This window comes from Arsenophonus apicola (genome assembly GCF_020268605.1).
GTDB lineage: Bacteria > Pseudomonadota > Gammaproteobacteria > Enterobacterales > Enterobacteriaceae > Arsenophonus > Arsenophonus apicola.
In genome coordinates, this window is the sequence record NZ_CP084222.1 from 2,726,052 (window position 1) to 2,745,863 (window position 19,812).

Annotated in this window: 18 protein-coding genes, 1 pseudogene and 1 other annotated feature; of the genes and pseudogenes, 7 read left to right on the top strand and 12 right to left on the bottom strand. The window is 37.2% G+C overall.

All coding sequences use genetic code 11. The annotated features are described in order from the left end of the window. Positions 1-8: 8 nt before the first annotated feature. A complete protein-coding gene (gene satP / locus LDL57_RS12950) occupies positions 9-575 on the top strand; it encodes an acetate uptake transporter (RefSeq protein ID WP_180559612.1) in 567 nt (188 codons plus the stop codon). A 201-nt stretch (positions 576-776) separates the two neighbouring features. On the opposite strand, the gene LDL57_RS12955 is transcribed toward satP, so the two are convergent. Further along, positions 777-1,040, bottom strand: a complete 264-nt coding sequence (locus LDL57_RS12955; RefSeq protein ID WP_180559611.1) for a hypothetical protein — start codon at positions 1,038-1,040, stop codon at positions 777-779. Between the two features lie 3 nt (positions 1,041-1,043). After that, entirely contained in the window at positions 1,044-2,045 is a 1,002-nt protein-coding gene (locus LDL57_RS12960; RefSeq protein ID WP_180559610.1) for a C45 family peptidase, read from the bottom strand. A gap of 1,026 nt (positions 2,046-3,071) precedes the next feature. On the opposite strand from LDL57_RS12960, the gene LDL57_RS12965 reads away from it, so the two are divergent. Beyond that, positions 3,072-3,236: a hypothetical protein gene (locus tag LDL57_RS12965; protein ID WP_180559609.1), complete on the top strand. Its 165-nt coding sequence runs from the start codon at positions 3,072-3,074 to the stop codon at positions 3,234-3,236. Positions 3,237-3,378: 142 nt separating this feature from the next. Here the strand turns inward: LDL57_RS12965 and mog are convergent, their stop codons facing one another. Further along, positions 3,379-3,954: a molybdopterin adenylyltransferase gene (mog, locus tag LDL57_RS12970; protein WP_180559608.1), complete on the bottom strand. Its 576-nt coding sequence runs from the start codon at positions 3,952-3,954 to the stop codon at positions 3,379-3,381. Between the two features lie 179 nt (positions 3,955-4,133). Next, complete coding sequence (tal, locus tag LDL57_RS12975; RefSeq protein WP_180559607.1) at positions 4,134-5,087, bottom strand: transaldolase; 954 nt, start codon at positions 5,085-5,087, stop codon at positions 4,134-4,136. Positions 5,088-5,341: 254 nt separating this feature from the next. On the opposite strand from tal, the gene yaaA reads away from it, so the two are divergent. Further along, positions 5,342-6,118, top strand: coding sequence for a peroxide stress protein YaaA (yaaA, locus tag LDL57_RS12980; RefSeq protein WP_180559606.1), 777 nt, complete (start codon positions 5,342-5,344; stop codon positions 6,116-6,118). A gap of 34 nt (positions 6,119-6,152) precedes the next feature. On the opposite strand, the gene thrC is transcribed toward yaaA, so the two are convergent. From thrC to thrL, 4 genes are all read right to left on the bottom strand, one after another. Further along, a complete protein-coding gene (thrC, locus tag LDL57_RS12985; RefSeq protein ID WP_180559605.1) occupies positions 6,153-7,445 on the bottom strand; it encodes a threonine synthase in 1,293 nt (430 codons plus the stop codon). Between the two features lie 2 nt (positions 7,446-7,447). Next, entirely contained in the window at positions 7,448-8,377 is a 930-nt protein-coding gene (thrB, locus tag LDL57_RS12990; RefSeq protein WP_180559604.1) for a homoserine kinase, read from the bottom strand. 1 nt (position 8,378) lies between these two features. Beyond that, the gene (thrA, locus tag LDL57_RS12995) at positions 8,379-10,844 is read right to left on the bottom strand and encodes a bifunctional aspartate kinase/homoserine dehydrogenase I (RefSeq protein WP_225505902.1); all 2,466 of its coding nucleotides are present in this window, start codon (positions 10,842-10,844) and stop codon (positions 8,379-8,381) included. A gap of 25 nt (positions 10,845-10,869) precedes the next feature. Further along, positions 10,870-10,997: a sequence feature (Thr leader region), on the bottom strand. Then, entirely contained in the window at positions 10,936-11,004 is a 69-nt protein-coding gene (thrL, locus tag LDL57_RS18210; protein WP_180559714.1) for a thr operon leader peptide, read from the bottom strand. Its footprint overlaps the feature before it by 62 nt. A gap of 646 nt (positions 11,005-11,650) precedes the next feature. Here thrL and arcA point away from each other — a divergent pair. Beyond that, positions 11,651-12,367, top strand: coding sequence for a two-component system response regulator ArcA (gene arcA / locus LDL57_RS13005; protein WP_180559602.1), 717 nt, complete (start codon positions 11,651-11,653; stop codon positions 12,365-12,367). A 48-nt stretch (positions 12,368-12,415) separates the two neighbouring features. Here arcA and creA read toward each other — a convergent pair whose 3' ends face one another. Further along, positions 12,416-12,889: a protein CreA gene (gene creA / locus LDL57_RS13010; RefSeq protein ID WP_180559601.1), complete on the bottom strand. Its 474-nt coding sequence runs from the start codon at positions 12,887-12,889 to the stop codon at positions 12,416-12,418. A 164-nt stretch (positions 12,890-13,053) separates the two neighbouring features. Here creA and robA point away from each other — a divergent pair, with 164 nt between their 5' ends. After that, on the top strand, positions 13,054-13,971 hold the full coding sequence (gene robA, locus LDL57_RS13015) for an MDR efflux pump AcrAB transcriptional activator RobA (RefSeq protein WP_180559600.1): 918 nt from the start codon (positions 13,054-13,056) through the stop codon (positions 13,969-13,971). Positions 13,972-14,054: 83 nt separating this feature from the next. On the opposite strand, the gene gpmB is transcribed toward robA, so the two are convergent. Continuing rightward, positions 14,055-14,702: a 2,3-diphosphoglycerate-dependent phosphoglycerate mutase GpmB gene (gene gpmB / locus LDL57_RS13020; RefSeq protein WP_180559599.1), complete on the bottom strand. Its 648-nt coding sequence runs from the start codon at positions 14,700-14,702 to the stop codon at positions 14,055-14,057. 50 nt (positions 14,703-14,752) lie between these two features. Here gpmB and yjjX point away from each other — a divergent pair. Then, a pseudogene (gene yjjX / locus LDL57_RS13025) lies at positions 14,753-15,292 on the top strand (inosine/xanthosine triphosphatase). Positions 15,293-15,363: 71 nt separating this feature from the next. Here the strand turns inward: yjjX and trpR are convergent. Continuing rightward, positions 15,364-15,684 (bottom strand): trp operon repressor, encoded by a 321-nt coding sequence (trpR, locus tag LDL57_RS13030; protein ID WP_370520679.1) that lies wholly within the window; start codon positions 15,682-15,684, stop codon positions 15,364-15,366. Positions 15,685-15,704: 20 nt separating this feature from the next. Further along, a complete protein-coding gene (gene sltY, locus LDL57_RS13035) occupies positions 15,705-17,675 on the bottom strand; it encodes a murein transglycosylase (RefSeq protein WP_180559598.1) in 1,971 nt (656 codons plus the stop codon). A gap of 442 nt (positions 17,676-18,117) precedes the next feature. Here sltY and ettA point away from each other — a divergent pair, with 442 nt between their 5' ends. Further along, on the top strand, positions 18,118-19,785 hold the full coding sequence (ettA, locus tag LDL57_RS13040) for an energy-dependent translational throttle protein EttA (protein ID WP_180559597.1): 1,668 nt from the start codon (positions 18,118-18,120) through the stop codon (positions 19,783-19,785). Positions 19,786-19,812: the final 27 nt, after the last annotated feature.

The window sequence follows — 19,812 nt, forward strand, 5'->3', positions numbered from 1 at the left end:
AGGAATGTATGAGTGCTAATAATATTGCCAATCCGGGCCCATTAGGTTTGATGGGTTTTGGTATGACAACCATTTTATTAAATATTCACAATGCAGGATTTTTTCCATTAACTTCAGTGATACTGAGTATGGGGATCTTCTATGGTGGTATTGCTCAGATTATTGCCGGTATTTTTGAATATAAAAAAGGAAATACCTTTGCCGCAACTGCATTTTTATCATATGGTCTGTTTTGGCTAAGTTTAGTTGGCTTACTGATGCTACCTAATATAGCATCCGTACAAGCAACATCAGCAGATTTTCTCGCGGTATACCTGGCACTTTGGGTTATCTTTACCTTGTTTATGTTTGTTGGTACATTAAAAGCTAATCGCGCACTACAATTTGTTTTTGCTAGTCTAACCGTACTTTTTGCGCTGTTAGCGATCGGTAATCTGTATGAAAACAAAACCATACTTACTATTGCCGGTTTTGAAGGTATTATCTGTGGCGCCAGCGCTTTTTACCTTGCTATGGCAGAAGTCATTAATGAACAATTTGGCCGTACCATATTGCCTATTGGTCATAATTCTTAAATAGCATCCAGAGATATTAATAAAGCAGTTTATGCTGCGCTGCTTTGTTAACTGCTGGTTAAAGGTGATTTTATTTAGATAACTATCATAATATGCAATGTACTAGCATATCTTATTAAATTAAGAAGATTCCTGAGTATTTTTAATATTCAGGAATAATGAATTGTAAAATTAATATACTAAGATAGTTAAACTAAATTTTTATTTACTATTTACTTCAAAGCAAACTTTAGTAAACTCTTGGAGTTTTGGCGACCAAGTAGTGCCATAGGTACATCCAGCTCTTAGATCATGTATTATGGCATTTGTGGTAACAAAAGTGTTTCCCTTATAGCCCTGCATTAAAACAGGTTTAGAACGAAATAAATCTTTTAATGCATCAATACTTTTTTCTGGGCTATATATAGCACGTAATTTAGCCGTATTAAGCCTCCATAATGTATTTGCAGATAAATTATCAAACAACCGTCAATTACCTTGAGCATATTTTTGCACCATCCATTTTTCTTCACCAATCGGATGATTGGTATGAACAATAAAGCCTTTCTGTGTACCATCAATTACTTTATTACCTTTATCTGTTATTTCTATGGTAATAATTTGGTTATTTAAATCGACAAAGCTTGGTGAATATGCGCCGTTGGTTTTCAAATCAGAGAAAATAGCAGGGATTTTATAGACATTATCATTTTTGGCAACCATTGCCATAATAACCGCACTAATAGGTACACCATTTTTACCACTACCTTGACGTAAGCCTTCAATAATATTTGTTGTAGTAGCTAGTTTTTTCCCCATTGCAATTGAGGTAAAGAAGGGCGTTGGTGCATGCACAATTAAGTCTGGGCTTTGCCAAATAGCGCCCCAACCAGAATATGCTACATTCATATCCTGGGTTTGACCTAAAATACCATTTGACCATCCTATCGCGGTACATGCGGAACTATTATTCTTCATCTCAGCCATTTTCTTTACAGCATTACCTGTCTCTTTTTGAATTTCCTTAGCAAATAATCCCTCTTCAGCCCAGGCAACCAAATAAATTTCGTCTAAAGTATGATTTGTTGCTGCTGCCAGTCCTTGCCAAAAACTAATTAATTCAGGAAATTGTTTTTTTATAACATCAATATTTTTAAGAATAGTAAGTTGATCATTTTCTAATATTTGTTTTTTTACTAAACCAAGTTGCAGTTTGATGTAATCGCCCATCACATCACTTTTAAAAACTTGCTTGTAACCGTTAACTATTTGTTTTCCACCTTCTTTAGATAGACCTTCAAATGAGAGAACGGGTGTTTTCTTTTGAATAATATCTGTTGTGTTAGAATGATAATAATTACCTGTCAAATGGAATTCTGCTCCATTAAAAGCTTTAACAATATTATCATTTGCTAAAGCAAATTCAGCATTAAGTAAAATCGATATGATAGTTGCTGAATATATTACTTTTTTCATATTATTTTTTTTCATAAACATTTCCTCTTAAGCATTTATTAACAAAAAATGCTATCTTCAGAACGTGTTATAACAAAAACTTAAATTTTTACAAATGCTTAAAATTATCTCAGATTATCATTCTATCCCCCATTATTTGTATTAATTTAATTACGGGTGAATTATTCATATATACCTAAATAGATGGCAAAAATAGATATGCCATATTATAACTAGTCATTTTTAGCTTTAATGAAAACAAATTATGATTTACATTTTTTTATTAAATATAATAATTGGTTAAATAAAATAACATTATTGTCTAATTATTTATTAATGACATTTAACATTAAAATTTATTAAATAAATTAATACTCAATCAAAAATACCACAAAAAAACATTAATATACTTTAATTTTATTTAAGGAAAATATTCGTGCTAAATATATGCTGATATATAATAATTTTAAACATTACTAAATTAAGATAAATAACTTCTGATATTTATCTTTGTTTAATTTTGAAGTTAACATAGAAAAGAAATTAGAATTAATCAAATATAGCTAACTAAATCACTTAAGTTAAATTAAAAAGAGTTAATATTTAACAAGTTAATTGTTTAATTGTTTAATTGTTTAATTATCTGATGATTTAATGATTTAATGATTTAATGATTTAATGATTTAATGATTTAATGATTTAACGAAATGGTTTAACATTAACTATATTAAAAAATAACTTACAAAAAGTAAAAACAATGTAATTAATTATAATTAAAATCTTTAATGCAATATTATTTTTGTTGTTTTCAATAAGAAATTAAACATAACTCACTCATTTTTGAAATTATTTATAAATAAAACCTTTCGATTACTTTTCATTATTTAACTATATCTGACTATAGATTTACTCAGTTTATAATAAAAGAAAATTTATAACTCTGGTTTCAATTATTATTAATTAAATTTCAACAACACCGCACAATGATAAACAAATTCACTATAAATATATTATTGACAAAAATGTAACCCTATAAAAGCAGTTGCAACGGCACTCGCCAGTGTGGCACAAAAAGTGCGCGCCATGGCTTATATTAGTGCTTATGACTGCCAAACTGTCAGTGAAGCGATTAAATATCGGAAAAATTTTAGCCCGCGTGAATTGATGTTAATCTGGCCGGATCTTTTGCGTTTCGATAGTGTAAATAAAGCCGAAAATACCGCCTAAGCAATAGCAACCATAACTGTCACAGCAATGAAGAAATTTTGTATTTAAAAATTGACACTATTTGATGGCAACGCAATTAACTGTTGTTTTAATCATGACTAATATTATTCTCTAATGTCAAAAACCCTCCGGTTGATCCATGCTAGCGCATGACTGATTTAGGTCTAAATGCTTTGATAACGTTGGGATCGGTTTCAACATAGGGGCCTTCTAATAACTGGATACAGTAAGGTACGCTAGCAAAAATTCCAGCAACAATTTCGCTTCCCTGTTGATCTTTTAAACCGGCTAATGTTTCTGTAATAGATTTTGGTTGGCCAGGTAAATTCAAAATCAATGTTTGCTTACGGATCACGCCAACTTGACGCGAAAGGATCGCCGTTGGGACAAAATGCAAACTAATTTGCCGCATTTGTTCACCAAAACCCGGCATGTGCCGATCAGCAATCGCCAGTGTCGCATCCGGTGTTACATCACGCAGCGCTGGCCCTGTGCCACCGGTTGTTAAAATTAAATGACAAGCTAGATCATCAACTAGCTCACAAAGTGTGAGTTCAATAATTTTTTGCTCATCAGGGATCAAACGTGACTCAATGGTAAAAGGGGTTTTAAGGGCGTTTGAAAGCCATTTTTCAAGGGTAGGGATCCCCTGATCTTGATAAATTCCCTTCGCTGCCCGATCTGAAACAGAAACCAAACCTATCCGTAATTTATCCATGAGATTCTCAAATTCAATATTGAAAACAAGATGTTTAATACTAAATCTATTCAACTTTTGCTGTAGCAACACAAAGATAAATAATATTATTCCCTTAAGCACCCTTAGACCAACAAATAAAAGCCAAAAGCCTAGTAAGATAATCCACTAGGCTTTTACTTATAACAGAGAAATATTAATTACAGTTGCTGTGCAACCATTTTTTCCAACTTTTCCTGATCGATAGCAAATTTACGAATACCCTCAGCCAATTTGTCGGTCGCCATAGCATCAGCATGATGTTGCCAATAGAATTCGGCTTCCGTCATTGGTTGAGGTGGTGACTGAGTTTGACCATTGGATGTCAATTGGCGAACAACTTCACCTTGTGACTCAGAAAGCTCTTTGAGTAATGCCGGTGCAATCGTTAAACGATCACAGCCTGCCAGTTGCAAAATTTCACCACTATTACGGAAACTGGCCCCCATCACCACCGTTTTATAACCATGTTGTTTATAGTAATTGTAAATTTGTGTAACAGAAATAACGCCAGGATCTTCTTGTGGGGCATACTCTTTTGTATCAGTATTGGCTTTATACCAATCAAGAATACGACCAACAAAAGGTGAAATCAGATAAACGCCGGCTTCAGCACAAGCGCGTGCCTGAGCAAAAGAGAATAATAGCGTTAAATTACAGTTGATACCCTCTTTTTCTAACTGTTCTGCTGCCCGGATCCCTTGCCAGGTTGAAGCCAACTTTATCAAAATACGATCATTTTTAATGCCTGCACTATTATAAAGTTCAATAATGCGGCGCGCTTTTTTAATGCATGCATCGCTATCATAGGAAAGACGTGCATCAACTTCGGTTGAAATTCTTCCTGGAATTAATTGTAAGATTTCTAACCCAACATTAACTGCCAATTTATCGCATGCATCAATGATTTGTTGCTCGCGAGAATTACTTTGCTCACGTGCCCATTTGATAGCTTCATTAATAAGTGGCTGATATTCTTGGATCTGAGCCGCATTAAGGATCAAAGAGGGGTTAGTTGTTGCATCTTCAGGTTTATAAAGCTTTATTGCGCTAATATCCCCTGTATCTGCCACAACCGTCGTTATTTTACGTAAAGAGGTTAATTTATCGCTCATTTTTTAATCCCGTCGTTATTGAGATGAAGCCAAGACTCATAATCCTATCTGGTTTTGATAATATCATGCATTGATATTACAACAAATAAGTGCACCAACCATTGTTGTTGATAACAAATTTAGCCCGCCATTTTTCACAGCCTACTGTCGTTTGAATAGCAATAATTGACGTTAAATGCTACAAATAACCGCAATGATAGCAATTTATCATTTTGATGAAGTCACTTATTTTTGAATTTTACTGGATATTAATTATGCTTATCACGATTTCACCAGCCAAAACACTTGATTATGATAGTCCGCTGGCTACAACAGAATATAGCCAACCAACCCTGTTATCACAGGCAGAGCAATTGATTAAGATCTGCCGTCAACTTACACCGGCGGAAATTGCCAGTTTAATGCATATTAGTGACAAATTAGCCGGTTTAAATGCCGCACGTTTTGGACAGTGGCAGGCTAATTCTACCTTAGAAAATGCCCGAGCGGCGATCTTGGCTTTTAAAGGTGACGTTTATACCGGCCTGCAAGCGGAAAGTTTTACGCCAAAAGATTTTACTTTTGCCCAAAAACATCTTCGGATTCTATCCGGTTTATATGGTGTATTACGTCCACTTGATCTGATGCAACCTTACCGATTAGAAATGGGAACTAAACTAAATAATAAACAAGGAAAAGATCTTTATGCTTTTTGGGGTGATATTATTACTGAAAATCTTAATCAAGCCCTAAATAATCAAGGTGATAATATTCTAATTAACTTAGCATCAGATGAATATTTTAAAGCCATTAATAGCAAAAAACTGGATGCTTATATTGTTAAACCTATTTTTCTAGATGAAAAACAGGGCAAATATAAAGTTATTAGTTTTTATGCTAAAAAAGCCCGTGGGCTAATGAGTCGCTTTATTATTCAAAATCAAGTAAAAAATATTGAGCAACTGACTGAATTTAATTTAGCCGGTTACCAATTTGATGACTCTGCTTCTAAAGATAATGTACTAGTGTTTAAACGATCTCAACAGAGTTAACAATGGAAGCTAGCGCTTCCATTTTAGCTCATTGTTATCTAACCGCATGCTGGAGCAAAAAATTACGTAATAAAGCAAAATCAGCGGGTAGTTGATGGGAAAGTAGTGGTAATTTAGCCCGTTTTGCTAAAGCGGTTGGTAATGGTAATGATTTAGCAAGAATACGCTCTACACTCTGTTTAAATTTTGCTGGGTGAGCGATACTTAAAAACAGTCCGTATTCATCATCTTGCAGTTGATCACATAAAATACGATAAGCAACTGCGCCATGCGGCTCAGAAATATAACCTTTACTCGCCAGTTGTTGAACGGTTTTTACGGTCGCTTTATCATCAACAACGCCATAACTAAGCTGATCAAGCTCCCATTTTTGGCGCTGGAAAAGCGCCTCTATCCTGGGCCAATTATTTGGTCGACTAACATCCATGGCATTTGACAGGGTCGCTATTGTCTGATGTGGCAACCATTGCCCCTGAGAAAGATAACGTGGAACGGTATCATTAACATTAGTGGCGGCAATAAAACGTTTTACTGGCAGCCCCATTGCTTTGGCTAATAAGCCGGCGGTTAAATTACCAAAATTACCACTGGGTACCGAAATAACCAAATGCTGGCGTTTTTCAACCGGTAGCTGGGCAACCGCCTCAAAATAATAACAAATTTGTGCCAATAAACGGCTAATATTAATCGAATTAGCAGAGGTTAGGCATACTAGCCGTTTTAATTCTTCATCATCAAATGCTTGTTTTACTAATGTTTGGCAATCATCAAAGTCACCATTGATAGCAATAGTGTGGATATTTTTCCCTAGTGTACAAAATAGCTTCTCCTGTAAAGTAGTGGTCTTGTTTTCCGGATAGAGAATAATTACCTGAACATTATTGAGACCATAAAAAGCATGGGCAACGGCTGCGCCAGTATCACCTGAAGTCGCAGTTAAAATAGTCATAGGTTCATTACTGGCAATTTGTGCCAATATTTGTGCCATAAACCGCCCACCAAAATCTTTGAATGCTAAGGTTGGGCCATGATACAACTCCAAGCTGGCGATATTTTCTTCTATTGGCCTAACCATTACCGGAAAATTAAATGCCTTTTTGACTCTTTCTGTCACTTGTTCAAACGGCATTTCATCACCAATATAGGCGGATAAAATATGGCTACTACGAGTGATAAAATCGTACTGTAACCATTTAGTTAGCTGCTCAGCACTTAGTTTTGGTAAATTAAGCGGGAAAAAAAGGCCCTGCTGCTGACCAAGCCCCTGTTTAACTGCCTGTACAAAACTAACCTGCTCATTTTGATTTTTTAAATTATATAATCTCATTTTTAGCCTATCACTCTTGCACCAACTTGATCTAAACGACAGATATGCACAAAACCTGCCCTATTTTGTAGGTAATATTGTGTCAACCATTGCATTACTTTTTCTGCTGTCTTTCTTTCATAACAAATTGCAAATAATGTCGGCCCTGAGCCAGAGATGCCACAAGCGACTGCGCCGAGATTTTTTACCTTTTCGCGGGCGGATATAAAACCGGGCAATATTTGAGCGCGATAAGGCTCAGCAATCACATCTTGCAACATATCGATCGCTAAATCAGTTTGCTGAGTATGACAAGCATGAATAAAACCAGCTAATAATCGGCCATGGTTAATTGTATCCTGCCGTTGATAATGCGTTGGCAAAATAGCCCTAGCTTCTGCTGTCGCAACCTTGATACCAGGATAAGCCATCACCCAAATCCAGTCAGCAAAAGTTGGGATTGCCTGGCTGATCATATTATTCTGTTCGACGATAAGCTGCATACCGCCCAAGTAGCAAGGCGCAACATTATCATAATGAATACTACCAGCAACAAGGCCTTCCAATTGCCCCATCATTAATAACAAACTATTTTTATCAAAAGGACGACCGGCATACTCATTTAATGCCATCAGGGCGGCTACCACTGAGCAGGCACTAGAGCCTAATCCAGAACCAATTGGCATATTCTTTTCCAATGTCATTTCAACATTAAGAGATTGGCCCAATTCTTGACAAAACAGTTGCCAGGCCTGGTAAACGATATTTTGCTGTTGCTGCTGGGGCAATTTGCCAACAAAAGCACCACTATTTTTCAAATTAAATTTATCCGCCTTCATGACTGAGACACAGTCACCTAATTGCTGATTATCAATCGGAGAGATAGCCGCACCTAATACATCAAACCCAACACTGACATTACCTATCGATGCGGGTGCATAAACTTTAACCATTTTATGCTCCTATTTTCCTTGTTAGGGCCCGTAATATATCGGCAAATACTCCTGCTGCCGTAACTTCATTACCCGCACCGTAACCCCTTAATACTAATGGAATGGGCTGATAATAGCGGGTATAAAATGCTAAAGCATTTTCACCATCCTGAACTTTATAAAGTGGATTATGTTCATCGACGGCTACCATTTTTACCTGACAACAACCGTCTTTAATTAACCCGACATAACGAAGAACTTTTCCCTGAGCCGCTGCTTGGGCAACCCTTATTTTAAAATCTTGATCTAATTGGGTTAACCGTTGAAGAAAATGGTTAACATCACCACTAACATCAAAAGAGATAGGCAAGATAGGTTCAATTTCAATATCACTAAGCTCAAGACAGTAACCGGCTTCACGCGCCAGGATCAGCAACTTACGCGCAACATCCATACCAGAAAGATCATCACGCGGATCCGGTTCAGTAAAACCTTTTTCTTTAGCTAACCGCGTCGCCTGCGATAAAGACATTCCTTCATCAAGTAAACCAAAAATATAGGAAAGTGAGCCAGATAGAATACCGCTAAACGCTAGCAGTTCATCCCCGGCATTGAGTAAATTCTGCAAATTTTCAATGACAGGTAACCCTGCACCAACATTCGCTTCATACAGAAATTTACGCTTTGATTGCTCAGCAACTAATCGGATCTGGCGATAGTAATCCATACTAGCGGTATTAGCTTTTTTATTTGGCGTAACAACACTAAATCCTGCCTTGAGCAAAAAAGCATAGTGCTTAGCTATTTGCTGAGCTGCGGTACAATCAACGATAACTGGATTGAAAAAACAATGTTTATCTTGTAGTTGGCATAAATCATTTAAACTAAAAGATCGTTTAGATTGTGATAATGCTAGTTGCCAATTATCCAGTGTTAATCCTTTAATATCCGTTACCATCAGCCGCGAATTAGCAATTGCACAAACTCGCAGATCAATATGTTTCTTTTTTAACCAATTTTGTTGCCGGTAAATTTGTTCAAGTAAAGCACTGCCAACGCCACCAACACCAACAATAAAAACATTGATAATTTGATCGGTATTAAACAACATTTGGTGACATAACTGCACCGCGATAGTAGTCATACTATTATCAATCACGGCAGAAATTGAGCGCTCAGAAGAACCTTGTGCAATAGCGACAATATTAATATTGCCACGTGCCAAAGCAGAAAAAAAACGAGCCGATACTCCTTTGCAAGTTCGCATACCATCACCCACGACTGAGATAATCGCTAGCTGCTCGATGATATCCAATGTTCCAAGCAAACCTTCTTTTAATTCCAAATAAAACTCTGCATTCAATGCCTGATATGCCTGTGATAACTGATCCTGATGCACACAAAAACTAATACTGTACTCAGAAGAGGATTGCGTGATTAACACAATGGAAATTCTCTTATGGGACATTGCAGAAAAGATACGAGCGGCCATACCTACCATGCCCTTCATACCAGGCCCTGAGACATTAATCATCGCCATATTTTTTAGGCTAGTGATCCCTTTAATTGGCATACATGCACTATTTTCTATATTACCAATTAAAGTGCCGTTACGATTAGGCGCGGAGGCATTTTTAATTAAACAAGGGATCTGAAATTGGGCAATCGGAGCAACTGTTCGCGGATGAAGAACTTTAGCTCCAAAATAGGAAAGCTCCATAGCTTCTTGATAAGATATTTCTGTTAGCAACTGAGTCTCTGGCACGATACGAGGATCACAAGTATAAACACCGTCAACATCAGTCCAAATTTCACAATAATCCGCCTGTAAGCAGGCAGCTAAAACCGCGGCTGAGTAATCTGAGCCATTACGCCCTAATATTACCGGTTCATTTTGCCAATTACCGGCAGTAAAACCTGCCATCAAAATAAGATTATCTTTAGGTATATTCAATGCGCTAATACGTTGGCTGGATTCACGAATATCGACTGTCGCGTCGAGATAAGATCCTTGTGCGAATAAATTTTTTACTGGATCAATAATTGTTATTCGGTAACCACGCGCACGCAGTAGAGATGCCATAATCGTAATCGAAATTTTTTCGCCACGACATATTAATCCGGCCTGAAGACTTGCTGGACATTGTCCCAATCCCAATAGCGCAATACCCTGTAATATTTGCTGAATTTGAATAAACTCATTGTCAATCATTTGCCTGATATTTTCATAGGCAAAATCAGCTTGCTTTTCCTGTAAACCGGAGATCAAAGTAGAAAAGATTTCATTAGCGCCTTTGATATGTGGAGTAATATCAGCGCCCGACGTCGCTGCATCGATCATAGCAACAAGATAGTCTGTGATCTTAGCTGGTGCTGACAAAACTAGCGCCACCGGTCCTGCTGTAAATTTATCCGCAACAATATTTGCAACGTTAAGCATTTTATTATCATTGGCAACCGACGTTCCACCAAATTTGAGCACACGCACTGGTTTTTTCCTTCTGAAATTGGGTTAAAAAAAAACCCGCATCATTTGCTTGGATGCGGGCTTTCTGTTTGATTTCGATTTTAGTTATGCGTCAGCCCGCCCCATAACCAATGGTTACGGTAGTGGTAATAATGCTGGTATTGAAGCTGGCTTTACGCATCACAGTCCTAACTTTTTTATTAAAAAATGTTTAGCTATATACTGGTTAAAGCAATTTTAATGCAAAGTCAAATAATTTGTTCTTTAATTACTAAAACTAATTAAACATATTTATTTCTTTGCTAAGTAACTTTACGTACAAAATACATTTCACTTTAAGTAGATAAAAAAACATCCATAACCGAATAAATAAGAATTTTTATCTAGTTACAGACACGAATGCTTGTATGCTAACAGATAAATAATAATATAAGGCTTAGCGTTTATATCTTTCATATAAATTACATTAGCGCCTATTTTAATATAAATACAATATTTTATGACACAAAAAATCATATAATTTAAGAAATAATCTTTATAATAGCTTTATTTCGATTTTGACGTGTATCAACAAAAGTCATTTTTTTAGGTGGTAAATAGCCTTTTAGCTGTTATATTGCTGTTAACATAAAAAGAGAAAAGAATTGTTTAGTAAATTTCTTTTAGGTTCGGCATAATTGTTTTTTTGTTACAAAAAATTTATATGAACTTTAATGATATTCGCTAAGCTTTCATTAGTATTATAAAACGAAATTAGAGAAAGCATGCTCTTGAAACATTAGTGTGTAAATCTGGTAATTTATATTGTAGAGAGTTAGGTAGCACATATGCAAACCCCACATATTTTGATTGTTGAAGACGAGATTGTCACACGCAATACCTTAAAAAGCATTTTCGAAGCAGAAGGCTATATTGTACATGAAGCTACTGATGGTGCCGAAATGCACAATATTTTATCTGATAATGATATTAATCTGGTCATTATGGATATTAATTTGCCAGGCAAAAATGGTCTGCTTCTTGCACGCGAATTACGTGAACAAGCTCATGTCGCGCTGATGTTTCTTACTGGGCGTGATAATGAAGTTGATAAGATATTAGGATTAGAAATTGGCGCTGATGACTATATAACTAAGCCTTTCAATCCTCGTGAATTAACAATTCGTGCCAGAAATTTACTTTCACGCACAATGAATCTTTGCCAAATTAGTGGTGAACGTCGCCAGGTTGAGAGTTATAAATTTAATAGCTGGGAACTGGATATTAATAGTCGCTCTTTAATCAGCCCGATTGGTGATCAATATAAATTACCACGTAGTGAATTCAGAGCTATGTTACATTTTTGTGAAAATCCAGGTAAAATTCAAACACGTGCAGAACTATTGAAAAAAATGACCGGACGTGAATTAAAGCCTCACGATAGAACTGTTGATGTGACTATCCGCCGTATTCGTAAGCACTTTGAGTCGATAGCCGATACACCTGAAATAATTGCCACCATCCATGGTGAAGGTTATCGTTTCTGTGGTGATATTGAAGAATAAATATAGAATATTAAACCCCTTTTATTTAAATCGGGGTTTTAATATATATTAATGCCATGGCATAATTGGCACGGCACTAATCGCATTTTTAGGCGAGCCATCAATTATTTTGTCTGAATAAGTTAAATAAATAAGTGCATTCCGTTGCTTATCGTAAAAACGTACTACTTGTAGTTTTTTGAAAATCAATGAAGTCCGTTTTTGGAAAACAACCTGCCCCTTTTTATTATTTAACTTAATTTTGTCATCTATAATTATTGGCCCAACTTGTTGACAAGAAATGGCCGAATCAGCAGTATCTTCTGCCAGACCAAGACCTCCTTTAATACCGCCTGTTTTTGCTCGACTCAGATAACAAGTTATATTGTTAATATCAGGATCGTCAAATGCTTCAATAACAATTTTATTATCAGGACCAAAGAATTTAAATACAGTATCAACAGCACCGATTTCTTCTGCAAATATTGTATTTGGTAGACAAAATATTATTAAAATAGATAGTATTTTTGATAAATTCCGCATGATATTAATTTTCCTTAATACTCATTTAATAATAAAATTATTTTTACATTATTAATGTCTATAAAAATAATAAAATAGCTATATAAAGCAACTTAGTATTAAATGGATGTTTATTATAAAGTCTTTATACTATTTATAGATGATTATTTAAACCAGGTACTTCTATGGATCAAAACAATATTATCCGCGATTTACTATATTGGATCGACACGCATTTAGATCAACCGCTATTTCTCGATAACGTGGCCGCTAAAGCCGGTTATTCAAAATGGCATTTACAGCGGATGTTTAAAAACATTACTCAGCAAGCGATTGGCTCTTATATACGTGCTCGCCGACTTTCTCGTGCGGCTGTTGCTCTTAGGCTAACTAGTCGGCCAATTCTTGATATTGCACTGCAATACCGTTTTGATTCACAGCAAACCTTTACTCGTGCATTTAAAAAACAATTTGGCATTACACCGGCTCTCTATCGTCGTAGTGAAGATTGGTGTGCAACAGGTATGCAACCTCCAATCACTTTAGAAAAACAGAAATTACCTAACGTCTCCTTTGTCACACTACCACCCAAACATTTAATGGGAATAGAACAAACTTGTTCATATATATTAGAAGAGTGGTCTACTGCCTGTGCCGAAATGCGCAAACATTTTTGGCAATATTATCAAGATAAAGCAAAAAATATACCTAATGAAGTTTATGGATTACATAGTGTCGTACATAGCTCAGAAAAGGATGATGAACAAACCGTTTTATATATCACTGCAGTTGAACCGCAATATGATGATAATAAAAATAATTTATACCATTCAATTATCATCGAAGGCGGTGATTATGCCCGCTTTACTTTTGAAGGCAAACCAACCAAAAGCGATCTACAACAGTTTTTGTATATGATTTATGGTGTTTATATGCCTAATCTCAATCTGACCCGTCGCGCGGGACACGATATAGAACATTATCATCTCAAAGATCCTAATAACCCTGAATGTAGCTACGATAATCCAGAAAATCATATGATCGCATTTGATTATTTTGTGCCGATTAAAAAAACACCTCTCCCTCCACCAAACACTAATTGATTATAATAGTTGCTAGTGGATCAAATCCAAGGGAATTTTTCCCTTGGCTAGATCATTCTTAAATAGTTTAATTATTATCAGCGTTAAATTTGCTGTTCATCTAATGCTGGCTCAACTAAATGAGATATATCCCCAGCGGTTTCTACTACCCAGCCATTCGCTAACCAGGGCGTTTCCTGAAAATCTACTTTTGAAATAGAGCAGTTACGTAAACGTAAACGCCTTTCAGCGTAAGTCGGCACACCCAGTATACGATTAAGAAGTGCCCCTAACCCTATCCCATGACTAACCAATAATGGTTGACTCCCCGCTGGTAAAGAACGACACTTCTCTAGTGCAGTAAACATACGTTTGGTTATCTCATCCATCGATTCTCCATCGGGAATACGTGCCCCGGGGGTTCCATTAACCAAACTTCGACGCCAACGTTCTTCTTCATCACTCAAGGAGCTAAGTGCCCTTCCCTCAAGTATTCCCATGTTCAATTCCCTTAACCGCGGCTCAAGAATAATGTTACAATGGCAAGCTTGCGCGATAATTTCTGCCGTTTTCTGGGTACGCCCTAAGTCGCTGGATATAATATGTGTGATGCCAATTGATTTAACTTTTTCAGCAACCAATTTAGCTTGTCTAATACCAACTTCAGTGAGTGGGCTGTCAGATTGTCCTTGAATACGCCGAGCCACGTTCCATTCAGTTTCTCCGTGGCGAACAAGATAGACCTGTAACATAATAATTTTCCGTTATACTGCACAAATAATATTTTAGAGGATACTAATTAATGTATAAAGTAATCGCAGCAACCGCAAATCCAGCCAAGATAAACGCTATTCACTTAGCATTCGAAGCGGTTTTTGGGACTAGCAATTATCAAATCGAGAGCATAAAGGTGAATAGTCACGTAGCCAAGCAACCAATTGGTAATACAGAAACCCGCACAGGTGCACGCCAACGTGTTATGGCTTAGCGCCATGTTCGACCTGAAGCCGATTTTTGGGTCGGTATAGAAGCCGGCATTGAAGATGAAATGACTTTTGCCTGGATTAGCATTGAACATAAACAAATTCGAGGTGAATCGCGTTCTGCCAGTATTATGTTACCCGAGCAAGTTCTGTTTAGCATCCAGCAAGGCAGTGAGTTAGGCGATGTGATGGCTCATATCACTGGCATAGCTGATATTAAACATAACGAAGGGGCAATTGGTTTTTTTACCAAGGGTTTACTCAGCCGAACCAGCGTCTACCAGCAAGCGCTTATTTTAGCATTAGCGCCTATCCAACATGAAATTTATAAAGAACTTAATGTGATGCATGACAACTAAGTCATGTCATCTTAACCAAATCCTAGCAAGACTGGTTAAAGATGTACATTTACACAATTAATAAAACATTTTTATAACTGGCTTAACTGCTGTTCCAACCAAGCTTTCACCTCTTTAGTTGCACTCTTCAAGCCATTAGAACCTCGCGTGATGGTTGCAATTCCGACACCCAACTCACTTTTAAGCTCCCGCTGACTCATTTCACCTTCCATTAAAGCCTGAATAATTCGCACCCTAGTCCCGAGCGCCAAACGTTCATCTGGGGTTAAAAATAGTTGTAAAATAGGTTGCTGTAAATCTTGTTGAAAAGCACTGCGTAATAATTCAACAAAGCGTTGCCAATCACTATTTTCTTCAGGTTCAAGGGCTGGATCAATAAGATAGTTTTCCATAATATATACCGCCATACTATTTAACTAGTACAACAGCATAGCATAAACGGCTTGATGATGGCTATAAGAGCACTAAAGTTCATCAACCATTCCCTTTCCGTCAATAGTTTAACTGATTTACCGAGAAAATGTTGATAATAAAGATTGTAGACAAGCACATTTTTAACATAACGTCGCGTTTCAGAAAATGGAATAGTTTCAATAAAAGCGATAACATTTAATTTTCCGTCACTTACTGCCAACCAACGTGTTACGCGAGCAGGGCCTGCATTATAAGCTGCACAAGCTAAAACTCGATTAAGACCAAATTGCTGAAAAACGGTCTCTAGATATGCGGTACCAAGCTCAATATTTTTTGCCGGATCAATCAATTTACTACTATCGGTATAAGCTACAATGCCATTAGATTTTGCCACTTGTTGTGCTGTCTGTGGCATTAATTGCATCAAACCTATCGCACCCGCCGCAGAACGCACTTGTGAATTCCAACCACTTTCTTGTCTGGCTATCGCCATGGCAAAACTTTTATCAATTTTTTTATCTTTTGTGTAGCGTTCAAATTCACGTTCCCAGGCTATAGGAAAACGTTCGGTTATATGATCCCATAGTTTGGCAATAATTGTCGCCTGTACACTCAAATCGGCCCACCGGTGTTCAAATGCATAGCGTGCTAGTTGCTGTTGGCGAACTTTTTTCTGCCTGATAAGCAGATTGATCCATTCAGTTCGGGCTAAATTTTCCTTTTGCCAATACAATAATTCGCCAATTCTCCGCACTTCAGGCAATGAATCGATATCATCTTCAGGTTTAGCGGTAAGCGCAATATTAATAGGATACGAAATGTTCAATTTTTGTGCCGCAACCATGGGATAAAATCCGCGCCGCTTTACCAAATTGAATAATATTTTTTTACCTTGTTTATGTTTGCCTTGAGCGATTAAGGTGATCGCTTGCCAATATTGCCACTCTTCCTTATTTTTGCTCTCTTTCGGTAATCGTTTTAACCATTGCGCAAGTGAATGCATATCATTGCTTGCTAACGCTAAGCGCACTCTTCGTTCACGTAAAGAAATGGAAGATGAATGTTGAATAACACTATCACGCCACTTTGCTTGTGCTTGCGTCACATCACCGAATAATTGCCAGGCAATATCTTCCTTCAATTGCTGTTGTTGGAAATGACTCATTTTCTGTGTTTGCGTAATTATGGGGAGCGCTAGCTTGGCTTTTTCTACCGATTGGCGCGCAAAACGGCTAAATATTACTAATATTAGTTGTCGATTAAACTCTGATGGCTTGACCTTGCTAGCAAATTCCACCACTGAAGCAGGATCTTGCTGTAATTTGGCCAAGTGTTGACCGATAATTTGCTCTTTAGTGGGTAATCGATTGACTAAGCTAGTAACCAAAGCAGCATCATTACTTTTAATGGCTAAAAAAATACGTTGCAAAATCAATTCTGTAGTTAATTGACCCGCCTGTTGCCAAAGAGTAAATAGTTGATCGCATGCTTTAGGTAGTGAATAACCGTGCAACCAAATCTGTTTCGCCCCCTGCCACGCCGCTTGCTTATTACCGGTTTGCCATTTAGCATAGTAATAATTACAGCGTGCAATAATCGCTTTCGGTGCTGTCGGGCTAAAAGCTAGCAAACCATGCCATTCGCTACGCTTGGCAAGCTGATTGACAAAAAGGGTAGATAACTTTTGATTGAGAGGAAAATAAGGATATCGTTTAATAAAATCCTTAACTTGCGCTATCGATATTGTATTAAGATCTTGCGTTAATCGTCGATATTCCAAATAGGGATAAAGCGGGTATTCTGTTAATGTTGGCATCAAATTTGCGACTCGCTGATTATCATTAGCATCCCAAGCTTGTTTAATTGCCTGATAACGCTCACGTTGAGCAGTTAATGAGTCTCCCAGAGCAAGGAAAGGTAACCAGAGTATGATCAGCAATATTATCTTTTGCCACCATTTTTTCGACATCGCTGTTCACTCCTGTTTAAGATAACAATATCTATATAAAAATATTATTATCAAAAACAAATATAATCACTGAGATTATTAAAAAATAGATTATAAAATACCATTCATAGGATGGTAAAATGATTGTCAGTACGCTTGACAATCAATATCCTAGCTAAAAACTAAACTACTAATGATAGTAAATAGGATCGTGTATAATAACCGCGCAGCAACCTACCTGCTTAATTAAATGGCTTAATACAATATGGATAAGGTAATTATTTATTTTAACAAAACTTTATGCTAAAGATCCGCAATAAATCTTAATTAAGATCTTATTAATATTATTAATCTTAATCGCAATTTAGGCAGAATTTAACCAAGAGTCTGAATATTTTCTTTAAATGAGATAAGCAACACGTTGATATCTAAAATTATTCAATTAGCTAAAAGGTAGAATAAATTGGCACAGTTCGTCTATTCCATGCATCGAGTGGGAAAAATTGTCCCACCGAAAAGACATATCTTAAAAAATATCTCTCTAAGTTTCTTCCCGGGTGCCAAAATTGGTGTTCTAGGCCTTAACGGAGCGGGTAAATCAACCTTACTTCGCATTATGGCTGGCATCGATACTGAAATTGAAGGTGAAGCACGCCCTAATCCAGGGATCAAAATTGGCTATCTCTCCCAGGAACCAAAACTTAACCCTAATCATACCGTACGTGAAGCAGTCGAAGAGGCGGTTAGTGAAATAAAAAATGCTCTAACTCGCCTTGATGAAGTTTATGCTGCCTACGCAGAACCTGATGCTGACTTTGACAAATTGGCAAAAGAACAGGGACAGTTAGAAGCCATTTTGCAATCACATGATGGTCATAATTTGGATAATCAGTTGGAGCGTGCCGCCGATGCATTGCGCTTACCCGCCTGGGAGACAAAAATAGAACAACTTTCCGGTGGAGAGCGGCGTCGAGTAGCTATTTGTCGGCTACTACTGGAAAAACCCGATATGCTATTACTTGATGAGCCAACTAACCATTTGGATGCAGAATCCGTTGCCTGGTTAGAACGGTTTTTACATGATTACGAAGGCACCGTTGTTGCAATCACTCACGATCGTTACTTCCTGGATAACGTTGCCGGTTGGATCCTGGAGCTTGATCGAGGAGAGGGCATTCCATGGGAAGGTAATTATTCCTCTTGGTTAGAACAAAAAGAGACTCGCCTAACACAAGAGGCTTCCAGCGAAGCAGCTCGCCGCAAATCGATCGAAAAAGAACTTGAGTGGATCCGACAAAATCCTAAAGGTCGTCAAGCGAAAGGAAAAGCCCGTTTAGCCCGTTTTGAAGAGTTAAACAGTGTTGAGTATCAAAAACGTAATGAAACTAGTGAGCTCTTCATTCCACCAGGTCCGCGCCTTGGTGACAAAGTTTTAACGGTTGAAAATCTCAGTAAATCTTATGGTGATCGAGTTTTAATTGATAACCTCAGTTTCTCGATCCCTAAAGGAGCTATCGTAGGTATTATCGGTCCAAATGGCGCGGGAAAATCAACCCTTTTTCGGATGATTTCAGGTCAAGAACAGCCTGACTCTGGCAGCATAATCTTAGGTGAAACCGTTAAAGTTGCCTCGGTTGAACAATTTCGCGACTCGATGGACAATAACAAAACTGTGTGGGAAGAGGTATCCGGCGGACAAGATATTATGCGCATCGGTAATTTTGAAATCCCAAGTAGAGCCTACGTCGGGCGTTTTAATTTCAAAGGTGTTGATCAGGGTAAGCGCGTTGGCGAACTTTCTGGTGGTGAACGTGGCCGATTACACTTGGCAAAACTACTCCAGGTTGGTGGAAATATGTTACTGCTGGATGAGCCAACCAATGATCTGGATGTCGAAACATTACGCGCGTTAGAAAATGCATTACTGGAATTCCCTGGCAGTGCATTAGTTATTTCCCACGATCGCTGGTTTCTTGACCGGATTGCTACTCATATTATTGATTATCAGGATGAAGGAAAAGTCACTTTCTTTGAAGGTAATTTTAGTGAATATGAAGATTACAAAAAACGGACATTGGGCGCTGATACGCTAGAACCGCATCGTATCAAATATAAAAAGATGAGCAAATAAATAATTCAAATAGCATAAGGCTTGCTA